The sequence below is a fragment of the Alteromonas sp. ABH2_165 genome (assembly GCF_056159945.1).
In genome coordinates this window covers 274,832-288,898 of record NZ_JBSWWF010000009.1, presented here as the reverse complement: position 1 = coordinate 288,898, position 14,067 = coordinate 274,832, and the positions used below count along the sequence as shown (strand labels likewise).

14 protein-coding genes, 4 tRNA genes and 1 pseudogene are annotated in these 14,067 nt (G+C 45.5%); 14 read left to right on the top strand and 5 right to left on the bottom strand.

From position 1 onward, the window contains the following. Positions 1-380 precede the first annotated feature (380 nt). The 3 genes from ACXAFQ_RS18130 to ACXAFQ_RS18120 all read left to right on the top strand — a co-directional run bounded on the left by ACXAFQ_RS18130 (position 381) and on the right by ACXAFQ_RS18120 (position 3,210). Complete coding sequence (locus ACXAFQ_RS18130; RefSeq protein WP_474824799.1) at positions 381-1,148, top strand: hypothetical protein; 768 nt, start codon at positions 381-383, stop codon at positions 1,146-1,148. A gap of 273 nt (positions 1,149-1,421) precedes the next feature. Next, positions 1,422-1,808, top strand: a complete 387-nt coding sequence (locus tag ACXAFQ_RS18125) for a VOC family protein (protein ID WP_474824798.1) — start codon at positions 1,422-1,424, stop codon at positions 1,806-1,808. A 238-nt stretch (positions 1,809-2,046) separates the two neighbouring features. After that, positions 2,047-3,210, top strand: coding sequence for an alpha/beta hydrolase-fold protein (locus ACXAFQ_RS18120; RefSeq protein WP_474824797.1), 1,164 nt, complete (start codon positions 2,047-2,049; stop codon positions 3,208-3,210). A 7-nt stretch (positions 3,211-3,217) separates the two neighbouring features. Here the strand turns inward: ACXAFQ_RS18120 and ACXAFQ_RS18115 are convergent, their stop codons facing one another. Next, positions 3,218-3,970, bottom strand: coding sequence for an SDR family oxidoreductase (locus ACXAFQ_RS18115; RefSeq protein ID WP_474824796.1), 753 nt, complete (start codon positions 3,968-3,970; stop codon positions 3,218-3,220). A 70-nt stretch (positions 3,971-4,040) separates the two neighbouring features. On the opposite strand from ACXAFQ_RS18115, the pseudogene ACXAFQ_RS18110 reads away from it, so the two are divergent. Beyond that, positions 4,041-4,190 (top strand): annotated as a pseudogene (locus tag ACXAFQ_RS18110) (nitronate monooxygenase); the annotation flags it as partial. A gap of 84 nt (positions 4,191-4,274) precedes the next feature. Here ACXAFQ_RS18110 and ACXAFQ_RS18105 read toward each other — a convergent pair. From ACXAFQ_RS18105 to rnhA, 3 genes are all read right to left on the bottom strand, one after another. Then, positions 4,275-4,613 carry an FKBP-type peptidyl-prolyl cis-trans isomerase gene (locus ACXAFQ_RS18105; RefSeq protein WP_474824795.1) on the bottom strand — a complete coding sequence of 113 codons (339 nt, stop codon included), beginning with the start codon at positions 4,611-4,613 and terminating at the stop codon, positions 4,275-4,277. Between the two features lie 55 nt (positions 4,614-4,668). After that, positions 4,669-5,670, bottom strand: a complete 1,002-nt coding sequence (locus ACXAFQ_RS18100) for a nucleoside hydrolase (protein ID WP_474824794.1) — start codon at positions 5,668-5,670, stop codon at positions 4,669-4,671. A 141-nt stretch (positions 5,671-5,811) separates the two neighbouring features. Beyond that, positions 5,812-6,276 carry a ribonuclease HI gene (rnhA, locus tag ACXAFQ_RS18095; protein ID WP_070123253.1) on the bottom strand — a complete coding sequence of 155 codons (465 nt, stop codon included), beginning with the start codon at positions 6,274-6,276 and terminating at the stop codon, positions 5,812-5,814. Between the two features lie 139 nt (positions 6,277-6,415). Between rnhA and dnaQ the strand changes: the two genes are divergently transcribed. From dnaQ to lolE, 10 genes are all read left to right on the top strand, one after another. Beyond that, complete coding sequence (gene dnaQ / locus ACXAFQ_RS18090) at positions 6,416-7,132, top strand: DNA polymerase III subunit epsilon (protein ID WP_474824793.1); 717 nt, start codon at positions 6,416-6,418, stop codon at positions 7,130-7,132. Beyond that, positions 7,105-8,541, top strand: a complete 1,437-nt coding sequence (locus tag ACXAFQ_RS18085) for a TIGR03503 family protein (protein WP_474824792.1) — start codon at positions 7,105-7,107, stop codon at positions 8,539-8,541. Before dnaQ ends, ACXAFQ_RS18085 begins: the two co-directional genes overlap by 28 nt. 249 nt (positions 8,542-8,790) lie before the next feature. Continuing rightward, positions 8,791-8,867: transfer RNA gene (locus tag ACXAFQ_RS18080), tRNA-Asp, on the top strand. 30 nt (positions 8,868-8,897) lie between these two features. Next, a tRNA-Asp gene (locus tag ACXAFQ_RS18075) sits at positions 8,898-8,974 on the top strand. Positions 8,975-8,999: 25 nt separating this feature from the next. Continuing rightward, positions 9,000-9,076, top strand: a tRNA-Asp gene (locus tag ACXAFQ_RS18070). A gap of 29 nt (positions 9,077-9,105) precedes the next feature. Continuing rightward, positions 9,106-9,182: transfer RNA gene (locus ACXAFQ_RS18065), tRNA-Asp, on the top strand. A gap of 184 nt (positions 9,183-9,366) precedes the next feature. Next, positions 9,367-10,047, top strand: a complete 681-nt coding sequence (locus ACXAFQ_RS18060) for a HupE/UreJ family protein (RefSeq protein WP_474824805.1) — start codon at positions 9,367-9,369, stop codon at positions 10,045-10,047. A gap of 15 nt (positions 10,048-10,062) precedes the next feature. After that, positions 10,063-10,593, top strand: a complete 531-nt coding sequence (locus ACXAFQ_RS18055) for a hypothetical protein (protein ID WP_474824791.1) — start codon at positions 10,063-10,065, stop codon at positions 10,591-10,593. A gap of 136 nt (positions 10,594-10,729) precedes the next feature. Next, positions 10,730-11,416 (top strand): lipoprotein-releasing ABC transporter ATP-binding protein LolD, encoded by a 687-nt coding sequence (gene lolD, locus ACXAFQ_RS18050; RefSeq protein WP_474824790.1) that lies wholly within the window; start codon positions 10,730-10,732, stop codon positions 11,414-11,416. Further along, a complete protein-coding gene (lolE, locus tag ACXAFQ_RS18045) occupies positions 11,413-12,648 on the top strand; it encodes a lipoprotein-releasing ABC transporter permease subunit LolE (RefSeq protein WP_474824789.1) in 1,236 nt (411 codons plus the stop codon). The genes lolD and lolE overlap by 4 nt, the downstream gene beginning before the upstream one ends. A gap of 68 nt (positions 12,649-12,716) precedes the next feature. Here lolE and ACXAFQ_RS18040 read toward each other — a convergent pair whose 3' ends face one another. Then, positions 12,717-14,063, bottom strand: a complete 1,347-nt coding sequence (locus ACXAFQ_RS18040; protein WP_474824788.1) for a dicarboxylate/amino acid:cation symporter — start codon at positions 14,061-14,063, stop codon at positions 12,717-12,719. Between the last annotated feature and the right edge of the window lie 4 nt (positions 14,064-14,067).

Genomic DNA, 14,067 nt, shown 5'->3' with positions numbered 1-14,067 from the left:
TACGTTAAGCGGAAGTTGGCACATTGATTACATAATGGATTCAATGCACGAATTTCTGACAATCCCACGACTCATAAAAACCTTCTGCTTTAAGTGACATAGCTGACTACAGTATTTTCATAGTTGAGAGTTAAGTGACCGTCTAGATATACAGTGTAGTGACCTCCCCTTTATATTCAGGAAAACGACCTAATCGCGCATTTTTTCCCAAATTTAATCGACCTCAATTATGCGCAAGCTTTGTATTATTTGACTTTCATTAAATTGGAAATGATGGCACTATAAATAAAAACGAGCAAATTCTCAGGAGAAAAAGTATAATTTGCATACTATTAAAATATTAGTATCCAACAAAAAAATCTACAAGGAATATGGGAAAGGTGATAAGAGAAAAAATAGAATCATTCTTGAATTTATCTGCGAGAAATAAGTTGGCAATTATTGCTGACGTGACAACTATATTGGGAATCTCGGTTGCTACATTAGTTGCAGGCCCATTTCTTACAGAGTTGGTCGGTTTAGGGTTCGATTTATCTGAATTTATTTGGGCAATTATTTTTTATTCCGTTGTTGGGGTTATATGCCTTTCAACTTTTTTTGGTGTTTTAGGCCAATTCCGAAAAGATGCTTCTTCAAATAAAAATGAGAGAATAATTTTATCTATTTTAGGTGTTTTGCTTTTAGCTGTTGTTATAACGATTTTTTCAGGGTTAAAAACTGCTTTCGGTGATCTTACAGACAGTAGGTATCTTCTTCCAAGAGAAGCTTCTTATGCAGTAAAGCAAGTAATCATGGCCCAATTATTTTCAAATGAAACTCTAAGGTACATTGAGGGAGAAGTTTCATTCGAAAAAGAAATAAGTAGTGAAGATTATGTAATTTCGCTTTATAGCATAAATTCCCGAAGTGGACTGTATGAGCTTCATAGAATAAAGAATTACGATAAATATACGGAATTTAATTCTAGTGGTAAATTTAAAATTCCTCTAAATGAAACTGACCAATTAATTGACCCGTATGTCGTCATATATCGACACACTGACTCTTCGTTTTTCAATTCGCATTTTCCTGACTCTCTTACACAAATGCCCTCAAAAGAAATAGATGAATTAGGCGCAAAATCAATAAAGGTGACTAGCGGCGACTAACAAGACGCTTAACAAATCTCCTTTGGTCACTGGGACAGCAACGCAGCGGCGCTTCGCGCTTATGCCGCTACGTTACTGCCCACTAGCTTAGCGTTAAATGTCCGCTGTTTGTCTAAAACAGTCATTGAGAATTCAATGACTGAATCTCCGATATTGTTCAGAAGCAGACAATTACATTTTTCCAATGAAAACACCGTATATAGTTTTTCATGGTAAACGGGTGTTACTATAAAGTTTCAGTAATAAGCGGTTATGTAGCCAGGAGAATTAGCAATGATTTCCAACCTTGATCATTTGGTACTCACAGTTAAAAGTATTGCCGATGCGGTTCGTTTCTATACGGATATTCTAGGCATGGAGAAAGAGGTCTTTGGAGAAGGTAGAGTAGCGCTGAAATTTGGCTCACAGAAAATCAACCTCCACCAATTCGGCAAAGAGTTCGAGCCAAAAGCTAATTTCCCTACACCTGGATCGGCCGACTTATGCTTTATCACCAACATGCCAATTCAAGAGGCTTTCGAAGAAATATCAACTAAAGGTGTGGACATCATCGAAGGCATCGTTGCTCGTACTGGTGCAGTAGGCCCGATCCAATCTTTCTATTTCAGAGACCCCGACAACAACCTGATTGAGGTCTCGTCTTATGTATCAGCAACATAAGATGGCTAGCCAACTGGGCCCGAGATATTCGAACCCATTTCTTCTATTCGCTCTACGGAGCCATGCCTGCATTGTATTTTGAATGTCCTTTATTCAGATGCAGGCAATACATCTATACTAAATAATTTCATACTCACAGGAAGGTGATCACGTAAACTTCTACGAAAATAATATGACAGAAAACCCGCAACATGCACTGAAAAGCTGTTAAGGTAGAAGAAAAATTACAAGGATAAGTATGAAGTATTTCAAATGGTTGTTTACTGCGGCATTGCTTGCGTCTTCGTTTCAAAGTCTGGCAAATGATTACGAAGTGGTGAACATAGATTCAGAGGTATTGGACGAACGGCGGCAATATCAGGTTTTACTGCCAGAGGATTATTTCTCCACATCGCAAAATTATCCCGTAATTTACCGGCTTGACGGCGCTGAGAATATTCCTCTGATGAAAGAGGTATTAGGCAGATTACAAGAAGCTGACGCCGCTCCCGGCGTTATCATCGTTGCGATTGAAAATACCGACAGACTCCACGACATGTATCCCACAGTTAATCAGGACAGAAATGGCCCGGTTGGTATTGGCGGCGGGGCTAAAAATTTTCTTACGTTCATCGAGCAAGAACTGATCCCCGATGTGGAAAAACGGTATCGCACACATTCAACCCGAATTATCGCCGGGGCATCAGCTGCTGGTGTGTTTAGTTTGTATGCCATGCAACAGCGCCCGGGCCTTTTCAATGCGCATATCGCTTATAGTCCTGCGGTTTGGTGGAACGCGGGTGCGATGGTGGAACGGACCAAAAAGTGGCTGTCTACTAAACCTTCTGAATCTGCCTATGTTTATATGAATATGGGGAATGAGGGGCTACCCATGCGACCTTATTACGACGAGTTGTTAACGGCGTTTTCAGTGCATGAAAACGCCCATTTGAGTTTAGTTGTAAATGAGCACCCTGGCGTTTCTCACGGGCTCACATCGGCGGCTGGCATTTTTAACGCTTATCAATCATTTTTCCTAAGTAAAACATTTCCCAGGGAGAAAGTGACTGCAAATATGCAAGTGATCGACGATTACTATCGGCGGTTAGGTGAACAATGGGGTATAGACTCAACGCCACCAGAAAATGTGGTTCGCGAATTGGGTTACTACTTTGACTGGCAGAAAAAGCCCCATTTAGCCATGATGCTGTATAAGCATAATATGTCTCATCATCCTGAAAACCCTGATGCAATTGCCGGTGTTGCGTATGGCTATGAAGGACAAAACAAACTCAGGGAAGCGCTGACGTACGCGAAAAAAGCGTTGGCTGTCGCTACAGAAGATATTCCTTACTACGATTATTTTGTTGAGAATGTACAGCGCTTAGAAAACAAATTGAAAAGCACAAAGAAAGCGAATTAATTCGCTTTCATAGCCCACCACAAAGGTCTAAAAAATTGCCTGTCGAGAATGAAGATTTGTCAGACGAGAGCCAATAGATGGCTTCAGCCACTTCTTCTGGTTCACCGCCGCGTTGAAGGGGGATAATGCTCTTTAATCGCTCGACTCTTTCAGGTTCACCGCCGTCAGCGTGCATCTCTGTGTTTATTAAACCCGGACGGACACAATTTACCCGAATGCCTTCAGCAGCAACTTCCAGTGATAGCCCTTTGGTTAAGGTGTCAATGGCTCCTTTAGATGCTGCATAATCGATATATTCATTCGGCGAACCGGTCCGGGAGGCACCTGAAGAGACATTTACAATAACGCCTCCTTGTCCGCCACGACGTGTCGACATGCGCTTCACTGCTTCCCGGCAGCAAAGAAAATAACTGGTTACGTTGTTAATCAAAATACTGTTGATTCTTTCAGCTGTAAGCTCTTCGAGTCGTGATTGCTTACGCAAAATGCCCGCATTGTTTACAACAACGGATAAATATCCCTGTTCATCGTCAATTCGCTTAAATAGTCTCATTACGTCAGCTTCCTGAGCGACGTCGGCCTGAACGGCAAAGCAACGACCACCCAGCGTGTTGATTTCATGGGTTAAAGCTTCAGCCGCTTTTGAATTGGACTTGTAATTGATACAAACCGTATATCCCTTTGCAGCAAACAATTTGGAAGTAGCAGCGCCTATACCGCGACTGCCACCAGTGACTAAAACGATTTTTGAATCATCCATTAATTTTCTCTGGATCGTTATATCGAGGAAATTAAAATAACATATTCAATGAGAAATAAACGGGAAGTGTATGTATAAGCAGAACAGGTTTTGCTCCGATGTAGGCATTCAGTATCCAATTATTCAGGCTCCAATGGCGGGTGTGTCAACGCCAGCGTTGGCTGCTGCAGTTTCAAATGCCGGTGCACTTGGCTCGTTAGGAATAAGTGAGCTCGGGTTGTTTTACACGGGATACAAATAAAAATGGGATCATCACGACCCCATTTATATTTACCCGAATGATATTGCCACGTTTGCGGTGTTTTTAGTCATCCCGATTCAAAGCCTCAATCAGTTCAATTTCAAAATAGAGATTGCTGTTTGGCGGGATCTTGCCAATCTCTCGTTCACCATACCCCAGTGACGCAGGTACCCAAAGCTTTCGTATACCACCTTCGCGCATACCTTGAATTCCTTGAAACCAGCCCTGGATAACTTTGTTTTTTGATAATACGGTCTGAAACGGGCGGCCTTTTGCGTAGGATGAATCGAATTCTGTGCCATCTTCCAGCAGTCCGCGATAATGAGCGGTGATCAGCGCGCCTTTTTTCACTTCTTTGCCTTCTCCTACTACGGAGTCTTCAAATTTAATTTCGTCAGTCATTGTTATTCTCTTCAATATTCTATAGTAGAAGAGTAACCCAAATAACCCTTGATGTTTATCGATTAAGCTTCAACCTGGCGAGAAAATCCGCAAAGGTCAAACGTGCATCTAAACGCGTATAAACCTTGATGGGCCTGTCGTGCAGAATATCCCCGTACGCCGAATCAGGCAGGATAGCTCTTGCGTTAACACTCTCAGAATAGCTACTTTCCGTAAACAAGGCTGTCAGTAGTACCAGGGGATGATCGCCCATGGTCAGAGAACCGCCCATTTCCACAAAGTCAGGTAATTCGGTATACAACGAATACAACCACTGGGTTGTATCAGACAAAGGCCGAAAATCGACTCTCATTTCAGCCACTGAGTACTGCATTTGTCGATATGCAGAAACAGGGATCTGGGTTACCGGTATTTTTGATTGCTCAAATACGTACTTGGCGGCGTTTATGTCGGTTGAGAGGTTATATTCCCAACCGCCTGATGGGTAGTCGCCACCGCCAATCCACACCACTTCCATTTTATTTGCGATTTCCGGTTTAAGTTTCAGTGCTTCTGCTAGGTTTGTGAGCGGTCCACCAATCGTTATTACCAGCGGTAAGGGGTCATCACGCATCGCTTCTTTCACGATTGCCATGGCTGCAGGTGAGGGGGAAGTTTGATTTTGCGCATTGATATAGTCGCGACCTTCATGCACGGGTATGGCATTGAGGTTCAGCTTGGCTAACAGTATTTGCGCTTTTTCTTTTCCGACTATTGCCGTGTTTTGTTTCCCGAAACTGGCCTCAGCAAATCTGGGATTCAACGCCGTTGATGTGATCAGTCGAACCGATGTTTTTGGTGAGAGTAACTGGTGAGCGAGCGCCGCTAAGCCATCGGGATCGCCGGCAAAATCGTTATCGACAATTATCCGAAATGACGGGGTTTGTTTAATGAATTTCTCGTTTTCACTGTTTTCTGCAAATGCAGCAAAAGACGCTGGGATGAGAATTAAAGCGACAATGGCTGTAAAGGAGATACGGGATAAAGCTATGGCAAAATAACGTGTTAACGATTTCATAGGATAAATCAGTGAAATAATTTAGCGTTATATTTGCTTAATAGGCACTATGTTATCAAATAGTTAATTATTGTGGGTTCATAGCTCCAGACTATGGATAATTCAGCGCTGCTGGCATACTTCGCCACCAGCGCAAAGGCCTTATCCGCTAAAACCGTCATCATCTCGCGTAGGGGATTCCGCCGCGGCACGGGCCAAATCATCAACCCGTTCATTTTCTGGGTGTCCAGAATGGCCTTTTACCCAGTGCCAGTCGATATCGTGCTTTTTCACTGCTTCGTCGAGACGCTTCCAAAGGTCGGCGTTCTTTACTGGCTTTTTGTCTGCGGTGCGCCAGCCGTTCTTGCGCCAGTTTTTGATCCACTGGTTAATGCCGTTTTTCACGTACTGGCTGTCAGTGGTGATGTCTACCTGACAGGGTTCCGTCAAACATTCTAAGGCGACCGATGGGGCCATCAACTCCATACGGTTGTTGGTAGTCATGTTAAACCCTTCACTGAGTTCCTTTTCGTGCTTACCATAAATCAGCAATGCGCCGTATCCGCCGGGGCCGGGATTCCCGAGACAGGAACCATCGGTGAAGATAGCGATTTTTTTCTTTGCCATAGTGAGGCCTTTTTTACTTCAGATTGTGTTTCTCTGCGATTGGCTTGGTATACTAATGAAGTGACAAGGGCTCTACCAGCGAAAACTGAAAATCCCTTCAACCATTCTTTATTGTGCAATAAAACAAGGTGTTGTAAACATGCGTCAGATTGTTCTGGATACGGAAACCACGGGTATCGAGCCGAAAGAAGGGCACCGTATCATCGAAATAGGTTGTGTCGAGGTGATAAACCGTAAGCTCACCGGTAATCATTTCCATGTTTATATTAATCCGCAGCGCATTGTTGAGCAGGAAGCGATTGAGGTTCACGGTATTACCAATGAATTCCTCGCCGATAAGCCTTTATTTGCCGATGTGGCACAGGATTTCATCGACTTTATCCGAGGCGGCCAGCTTGTCATTCACAACGCGGCTTTCGACGTGGGCTTTATGGATCATGAATTTGCCATGAACCCGGCAACGCGTTCGGTGAAAACGGCAGAAATATGTACTGTTCTTGATTCGTTATTGCTTGCCAGAAAAATGCATCCTGGCCAGAAGAACAACCTCGATGCATTGTGTCGTCGTTATGGCATAGATAACAGTCACCGTGAACTTCACGGCGCATTACTCGATGCCGAGATCCTGGCTGACGTTTATCTGTTAATGACCGGCGGTCAGACAAAATTGAACCTGGCGGGACAAAACAGTGGCAGTGGTGACGACGGCGCCATTCGCAGAGTGCAGCGAAACGGAAATAAATTAAAGGTTATCAGTGCCTCCGCCGATGAATTAGAACAACATGAGGCACGTCTGGATATCGTGCAAAAAAGCGGTGGAAAGTGTTTGTGGCGACCAGCTTCCGAAAATCAATAACTTCAATTTCCCTGGCTATCGTTGCCGCGATAGCCTGTTATATTCCTTTATCTGCCGCACAGCAGTCTCAGCCTGCGGCTGAACCCGTCGATACCAGCGTGCTTACCTCACTGGGCGACGACTACCAAAATTCCATCATTCTGCTTCAAAATCGTTTTCGCATTGACCACGAAGTCGATGAAGTCACGCTGATATTTTTCCGTAAGTTTGGCTCAGCCCCCGTCGTGCTCGTGCGGCCTGATGGGTCGAAAATTTTTAGCAGTCAGGCTGAAAAGAATAACGTCGAATGGTTCGATGATGACACCTTCGACATGATAAAGATTAAAAATCCGGTACCCGGCCCATGGCAAGCGGTGGGGCAGGTAATGCCTGAAAGCCGCGTGATGGTGATTTCAGAAATAGAATTGCATGCCGACCCGTTGCCGGCGGTCATATTCTCTGGAGAAGTGCTTAAGCAAACGGCCTATCTTACCAATGGTGACAAACCCATCGATTATTCGCAGTTCCGTGATGTAGTGGATGTGTCCATTGAGTTGCGCAGTACGAATAACCCGAATTACGATAATTTCGGCGCTAACGTCGAACAAATTGCTCGCTTCGAAGACAACGGCCGAGGCATGGATGAGGCACCAGAAGATGGTGTGTTCACTGGTCAGTTTAACCTGGCTATTCCCGCAGGCGAGTGGCGCCCAGTATTCACCGTAAGCACCCCTATGTTTTCCCGGGAGCAAGTTGACCCGGTCATCATGTTACATAAAAACCCGGTTACCATGCGTGAAGTGCTGAATGATGGCCAACAGGGTTATCACGATCTTTATATAGATGTGGTAAGAGACCAAATCGATATAGCGTCGTTATTAATAGACGGTAAAGTGCGATTCCCTAATGGAGACGTGCAGAATTTCTCGATTACGGAGCCATCCCCAGAACCCAGGCTACATCGCATATTAGCCTACGGTGAGGGCTTGTTCAGGGTGAAAATTACTGCCTACGCCACTACGGTAGATGGCAGAGACGTGATCCTTGATGTGCCTGAGTATACTTTTCGTGGAGAAGCACCAGACAGTGCCGAGGAAGGCGACGGCAGCGATGCGCCTGTCGATCTCGAAGCGCAGCTGATGGATAAAATGAACGCGCCCGAAATGCCAGTAACACCACCTGAAGAGCAGGGGATGGATGATGCGACACTTTATTTGCTCATCGGCGCAGTCAACGGCGGTATCATTTTAATTGGCGCGATTGTGGTGATTATTATCATCTGGCGACGAAAACGCGCGGCGAAGAAGTTGGCCATTAAAGACGAACAAACTTCGGCGACGGCAGAACCCGTTGAAAAGAAACCGGGATTTCTGGCGGGTTTACTGGCTAAATTTAAGAAAAAGAAAGAACCTGAGGCTAGTAGCGATTAAATCGGTACTGTTCGAGGCGCATAAAAAGTAAAGCTTATGCATCTGTTTCTCAGTGAAAATGCTGCTCTGATAGTCTATTTGATTTATATTGCAGCATTGTGGCGATTATTCAGTCAAACGGAACGAATTGACCTACTTTATCGAAAAAAACCGTTGACTCGACCATAGGGAATACGTATTATCTGCGCCGCAGTCAGGGCAGAGACTTGAATAAAGATTCTGCAAGCTGCTGAAAAAATTGAAAAAAGTGGAGCGGTAGTTCAGTTGGTTAGAATACCGGCCTGTCACGCCGGGGGTCGCGGGTTCGAGTCCCGTCCGCTCCGCCACTTTCAATAGCAAAACTAATATGGTTCTTCGGAGCGGTAGTTCAGTTGGTTAGAATACCGGCCTGTCACGCCGGGGGTCGCGGGTTCGAGTCCCGTCCGCTCCGCCATTTAGTTTCGCGCTTTCTCTTGTGTGGAGCGGTAGTTCAGTTGGTTAGAATACCGGCCTGTCACGCCGGGGGTCGCGGGTTCGAGTCCCGTCCGCTCCGCCATTCAAGAGTTCAGAACAAAAAATGCCGTTGGAGCGGTAGTTCAGTTGGTTAGAATACCGGCCTGTCACGCCGGGGGTCGCGGGTTCGAGTCCCGTCCGCTCCGCCATTTCCCTTCTTGTTTTATCGTTTATTTCCAATTTCGTTAGTAATCAGATTTTTCTTCTAAAATACGCCTTCGTTATTGAGTCTATTCACCAATAAATCTCGCTATCTGTTTGATAATTTGTAAAACTCCGTTGTTAATATAAAAGATAAAAGTATTAAGGAGCGGGCAAGTGCCAGCTGCATTTATCAGATGCTGCATTCTTTTCTTTAGCGTAGCAGCCACATTGTGGTGTACAGACGTTTTTGCTCACGGTGTAGATAACAACACTCGCGCTTTCCTTCAGCAGAGTGAAGGCATTCAATTTATCCCGTTCCTTTATATCGGCGCTAAACACATGGTGACCGGTTACGATCACCTGCTATTCTTACTCGGCGTCATATTCTTTTTGTATCGCAGTAAAGACATCCTGCTTTTTGTTACCTTATTCACCATCGGCCACAGTACCACCTTGTTACTGGGTGTGCTGATGCACATTCAGTTTAATGCGTACCTCATCGATGCCATCATCGGCTTGTCTGTTGTTTACAAAGGTTTTGATAATTTAGCTGGCTTTAAACGTTGTTTTAATTGGCAACCCGACGCCCGCGTAGCGGTTTTTATCTTTGGTTTATGTCATGGTTTTGGGCTGGCAACTAAACTGCAAGAATTCGAACTATCTGAAAACGGCCTGTTTGCGAACCTCGTTGCTTTTAACCTCGGTGTGGAAGTGGGGCAATTTAGCGCGTTGGCTGTAATTTTGATTTTGATCACTGCCTGGCGTAAATTGCCGTCTTTTCAACATTTTGCAACTATCACCAATACACTGCTAATGAGTGCCGGACTTATGCTTATGGGTTACCAGCTTACCGGCTATTTCCTCAGTTAACGCACAGAGAGCATTATGGAACATACCGTTAGTTCAAAAACACTGATTAAAGCGTCATTAACCGCATTGCTCCTCGCTGCGATAACACTTTTGACCGTTATTCTTCCTGCTGAGTACAACATTGACCCTACTGGCGTAGGTAAGGCACTTGGGCTAACTGTATTCGCGGGAAGTGAAGAAATAGCTCAGCCTGTACAGAGGGAGAATGAGATAGCAGTTAGCGATAGCTTCGAGGCAATTAAAGTTACTGTTCCGGCAGGAAAGGGCGTGGAGTATAAATTCTCGATGCCACAGTACGCGAAAATGACCTACGAATGGATAACCGATGGAACACCATTGTATTTCGACTTACACGGCGAGCCAGAGGGTGATACCACAGGATATTTTGAGAGTTACACGATATCCACATCCACCGAAATGAAAGGAAGTTTTACTGCACCTTTTGCGGGTAGCCATGGTTGGTATTGGCGGAACTACAGTGGGGAACCTGTGGTGGTTAAACTCTATGTAAAAGGTCAGTACACGGTTATCGGATTAAAACAGTAAATCAAATTTGAAGAAAACAGCCGCTCTGAGCGGTTTCTCCCTGCCGTTCTGCAATTTAAACGCTTCTTTGTTTGCCATTCATCACAGGCGCGATAGTATCTGCACTGTCAGAAACGAAATTAGAAGCGCTAAATAAATGGAAGCATTACTCGCCTGTCGCGGGATCACAAAAATCTATCACGACGGACAGACTGACACGCCTGTACTGTCAAACGTATCCTTATCTGTAGAACCGTCTGAACATGTTGCTATTCTTGGCAGTTCGGGCTCTGGTAAAAGCACATTACTTCACATACTGGGTGGTTTAGACAAGCCTACGGAAGGTGAGGTGTGGTTTGAAGGAAAATCGATTACCTCGATGAAATCGGCGCAACTTGCTGCGCTGAGAAACCAGAAAATCGGGTTTATCTATCAGTTTCATCACTTGTTACCTGAATTCACCGCACTTGAGAACACGGCCATGCCACTGTTGATTGGTGGCGAAAATCCGACCAACGCAACGAAGCAAGCCCAGGAAATACTTGAAAAAGTAGGGTTGTCTCACCGTATGCAGCACAAGCCTTCTGCGTTGTCTGGTGGTGAACGTCAGCGTGTAGCCATTGCGCGCGCATTGGTGAATCGTCCTGCTTTGGTGCTGGCCGATGAGCCAACTGGCAATCTCGACAATAAAACCGGTGAGCAGATCTATCAGCTGCTCACATCACTCAGTGAAAGTTTAGGTACCAGCTTTGTGGTTGTAACACACGATAACGCGTTAGCAGCGAGAATGGACCGTATTCTACGCATCAAAGATGGCGTGCTTCATGGGGAGGCTAGCGCTTGAGTCTTGCGTGGCAATTAGCCTCTCGTTTTCGCCGGGCTAAACAGACAAACGGCTATATCTCGTTCATTTCATTCTCTTCAACACTGGGAATTGGTCTCGGTTGTTTTGTGCTCATTGTGCTGCTATCAATCATGAATGGCTTTGAACGTGAGCTTTTAAACCGGATTTTAGCCGTCATTCCTCACGGCGAACTTTATTCAGTAAACAGTGAAGGGATCCGCGATTGGAAAAGCGAAATCGCGTTGTTGGAACAAGATGACAGAGTCGAAAGCATTGAGCCCTACACCCGAATTACTGGCATGTTACAGCACAAAGGGAATCTGCGAGCTGTAGAACTCACCGGACTTGATACGAGCCGGGCGAGTCACGATCGTTGGCTAAATCAGGTCTCGGCTGAAGATTGGCAACAATTCAAGGCAGACGAAGATTCAGTGCTGATTGGTCAGGGGCTAATGGACAAGCTTGAACTCGCAGCGGGAGATCGCATTAGCGTACTCATTCCTACCGCCACGGAAGATTTGTCGTTTAAAGCGCCGCACCTCATGCATCTCACTGTTGCTGGCAGGCTCAAAGTTGGCGGTGAAATGGATAATTACTTGGCCATGATGCACCTGGCCACAGCCTCAACGGAATCCGGTGTCATCACCGGGGCTCAGGGGTTACGTTTCATGCTTAAAGATCCTTACAGCGCTTATGAAACGATGCGGGATATCGGTTATAACTTTGACCAACCCGTGTATATCTCGTATTGGATGCGTACCCAAGGTCACTTATACAACGACATTCAATTGGTGCGTGTTGTTGTGATGATTGCGCTGACGCTGGTGATTGCGGTGGCCTGTTTTAATATTGTTTCCACACTGGTTATGTCGGTGCGCGAAAAGCAGGGGGCAATTGCTATTCTTCGTACCATGGGAGCGCCTGACAGCCTGATTCGTCGTACTTTCATGATGCAAGGCATGATTAACGGTGTCATTGGCATTGTGTGCGGTACGGTAGCAGCAGTGGTGATTGCTCCGAATCTGTCAGCCATTGTCGCAACCATTGAGTCATGGACGGGCATTACACTGCTTTCCGGCGATATCTATTTTATTGATTTTTTGCCTTCGGAACTGCAATGGACCGATGTCATTCTTACGGTCGTAGTGGCATTTACACTTTGCTTGCTGGCAACCTGGTATCCGGCAAGACGGGCTGTGAATGTTGATCCTGCCCAGGCACTGAACCGCTAACAGTTCGAATTGAATATAAAAAAGGGGCGCATTGGTAAAATGCGCCCCTTTTCTTTTGAATCATCTAACTAGCGGTTTTTATCAAAGTGCTCGAAGTCGATGGTTTCTTCTTTTGTACCGGCATCAGGGTCGTTGAACACGGCTTCATCAAGCTCGCCTTCGCTTTTTGCTACCACACAAGACACCATGCAATCGCCGGTGATATTAACCGCTGTGCGGGTCATATCGAGTAAGCGGTCGACACCAATGATAAGTGCGATTCCCTCAACTGGCAGGTTAACTTGTTGGAGTACCATTGCCAGCATGATAAGGCCAACACCAGGCACGCCTGCGGTACCCACCGAGGCCAACGTGGCGGTAAACACAACCATGATGTAATCGCCAAGGGTTAAATCGACAGCGTAAACTTGCGCGATAAACACGGTTGCCACACCTTGCATAATGGCGGTGCCATCCATGTTAATGGTTGATCCCAGCGGCAGGGTGAAAGATGAAACCGATTTACCCACACCCAGTTTGTTACGAGCGGTTTCCATAGTCACAGGCAAGGTGGCACTGCTGCTTGATGTGGTAAAGGCAAATAAGGCAGCATCACGCATTTTCTTGAGCATGATAACAGGGTTTAGGCCGGTCGCGAGTTTCAGCATGACGGAGTAGGTTACAATGCCATGCAAAATAAGCACGACAATCACCAGGAAGAAATATTTCGCTAAACTTCCCAACATTTCAGCACCAATGGTGCTAAACAGTTTCGCCATCAATACAAACACACCGTACGGTGCAAGATTCATAATAATCGTCACCAAGCGCATGATGATTGTATTCAAATCTTCAAATACTGCGCCCAAACGCTTACCAGCATCGCCAGTCATTGCCATTGCAACGCCGAACAGCACGGCAAAGATAATAATTTGCAGCATGTTGCCTTCCGCCATCGATTTAATCGGGTTGGTGGGGAACATGTTGATAATCACCTGACTGAAAGTCGGTGCTTCTTTGGCGACATAGGTTGCATTGGTGGGCATGGATACGCCACTACCAGGGCTGACCACTAATCCCAGACTGATAGCCAGTGTAATTGCGATGGCGGTTGTGAGTATATATAACGATACGGATTTGAGACCCAATCGACCCAATTTACTGGGGTCGGTTAAACTGCATGTACCGCATACAAGCGAGATAAACACTAGTGGTACCACTAACATTTTCAAGCTGGCGATGAAGATGGCGCCGACAGTTGAGAATATACCATCTACTAAAAAGGTATACGTGGAAAACTCGAAGCCGAATATCGAAAAGCGTAAATCTCCGCTATCATCGAACAGAAGCTGAAGTAATGCGCCGGTAATGATTCCGGCACCCATGCCGATAAAGATTCTGGCAGTTAAACTTAGCTTTTTAGAAGATTGAGACATGAAG

Coding starts and splice junctions, on each gene's coding strand:
- ACXAFQ_RS18125 (WP_474824798.1), top strand. CDS start 1,422: ATGATTTCCAACCTTGATCATTTGGTACTCACAGTTAAAAGTATTGCC.
- ACXAFQ_RS18120 (WP_474824797.1), top strand. CDS start 2,047: ATGAAGTATTTCAAATGGTTGTTTACTGCGGCATTGCTTGCGTCTTCG.
- ACXAFQ_RS18115 (WP_474824796.1), bottom strand. CDS start 3,970: ATGGATGATTCAAAAATCGTTTTAGTCACTGGTGGCAGTCGCGGTATA.
- ACXAFQ_RS18105 (WP_474824795.1), bottom strand. CDS start 4,613: ATGACTGACGAAATTAAATTTGAAGACTCCGTAGTAGGAGAAGGCAAA.
- ACXAFQ_RS18100 (WP_474824794.1), bottom strand. CDS start 5,670: ATGAAATCGTTAACACGTTATTTTGCCATAGCTTTATCCCGTATCTCC.
- rnhA (WP_070123253.1), bottom strand. CDS start 6,276: ATGGCAAAGAAAAAAATCGCTATCTTCACCGATGGTTCCTGTCTCGGG.
- dnaQ (WP_474824793.1), top strand. CDS start 6,416: ATGCGTCAGATTGTTCTGGATACGGAAACCACGGGTATCGAGCCGAAA.
- ACXAFQ_RS18055 (WP_474824791.1), top strand. CDS start 10,063: ATGGAACATACCGTTAGTTCAAAAACACTGATTAAAGCGTCATTAACC.
- lolD (WP_474824790.1), top strand. CDS start 10,730: ATGGAAGCATTACTCGCCTGTCGCGGGATCACAAAAATCTATCACGAC.
- ACXAFQ_RS18040 (WP_474824788.1), bottom strand. CDS start 14,063: ATGTCTCAATCTTCTAAAAAGCTAAGTTTAACTGCCAGAATCTTTATC.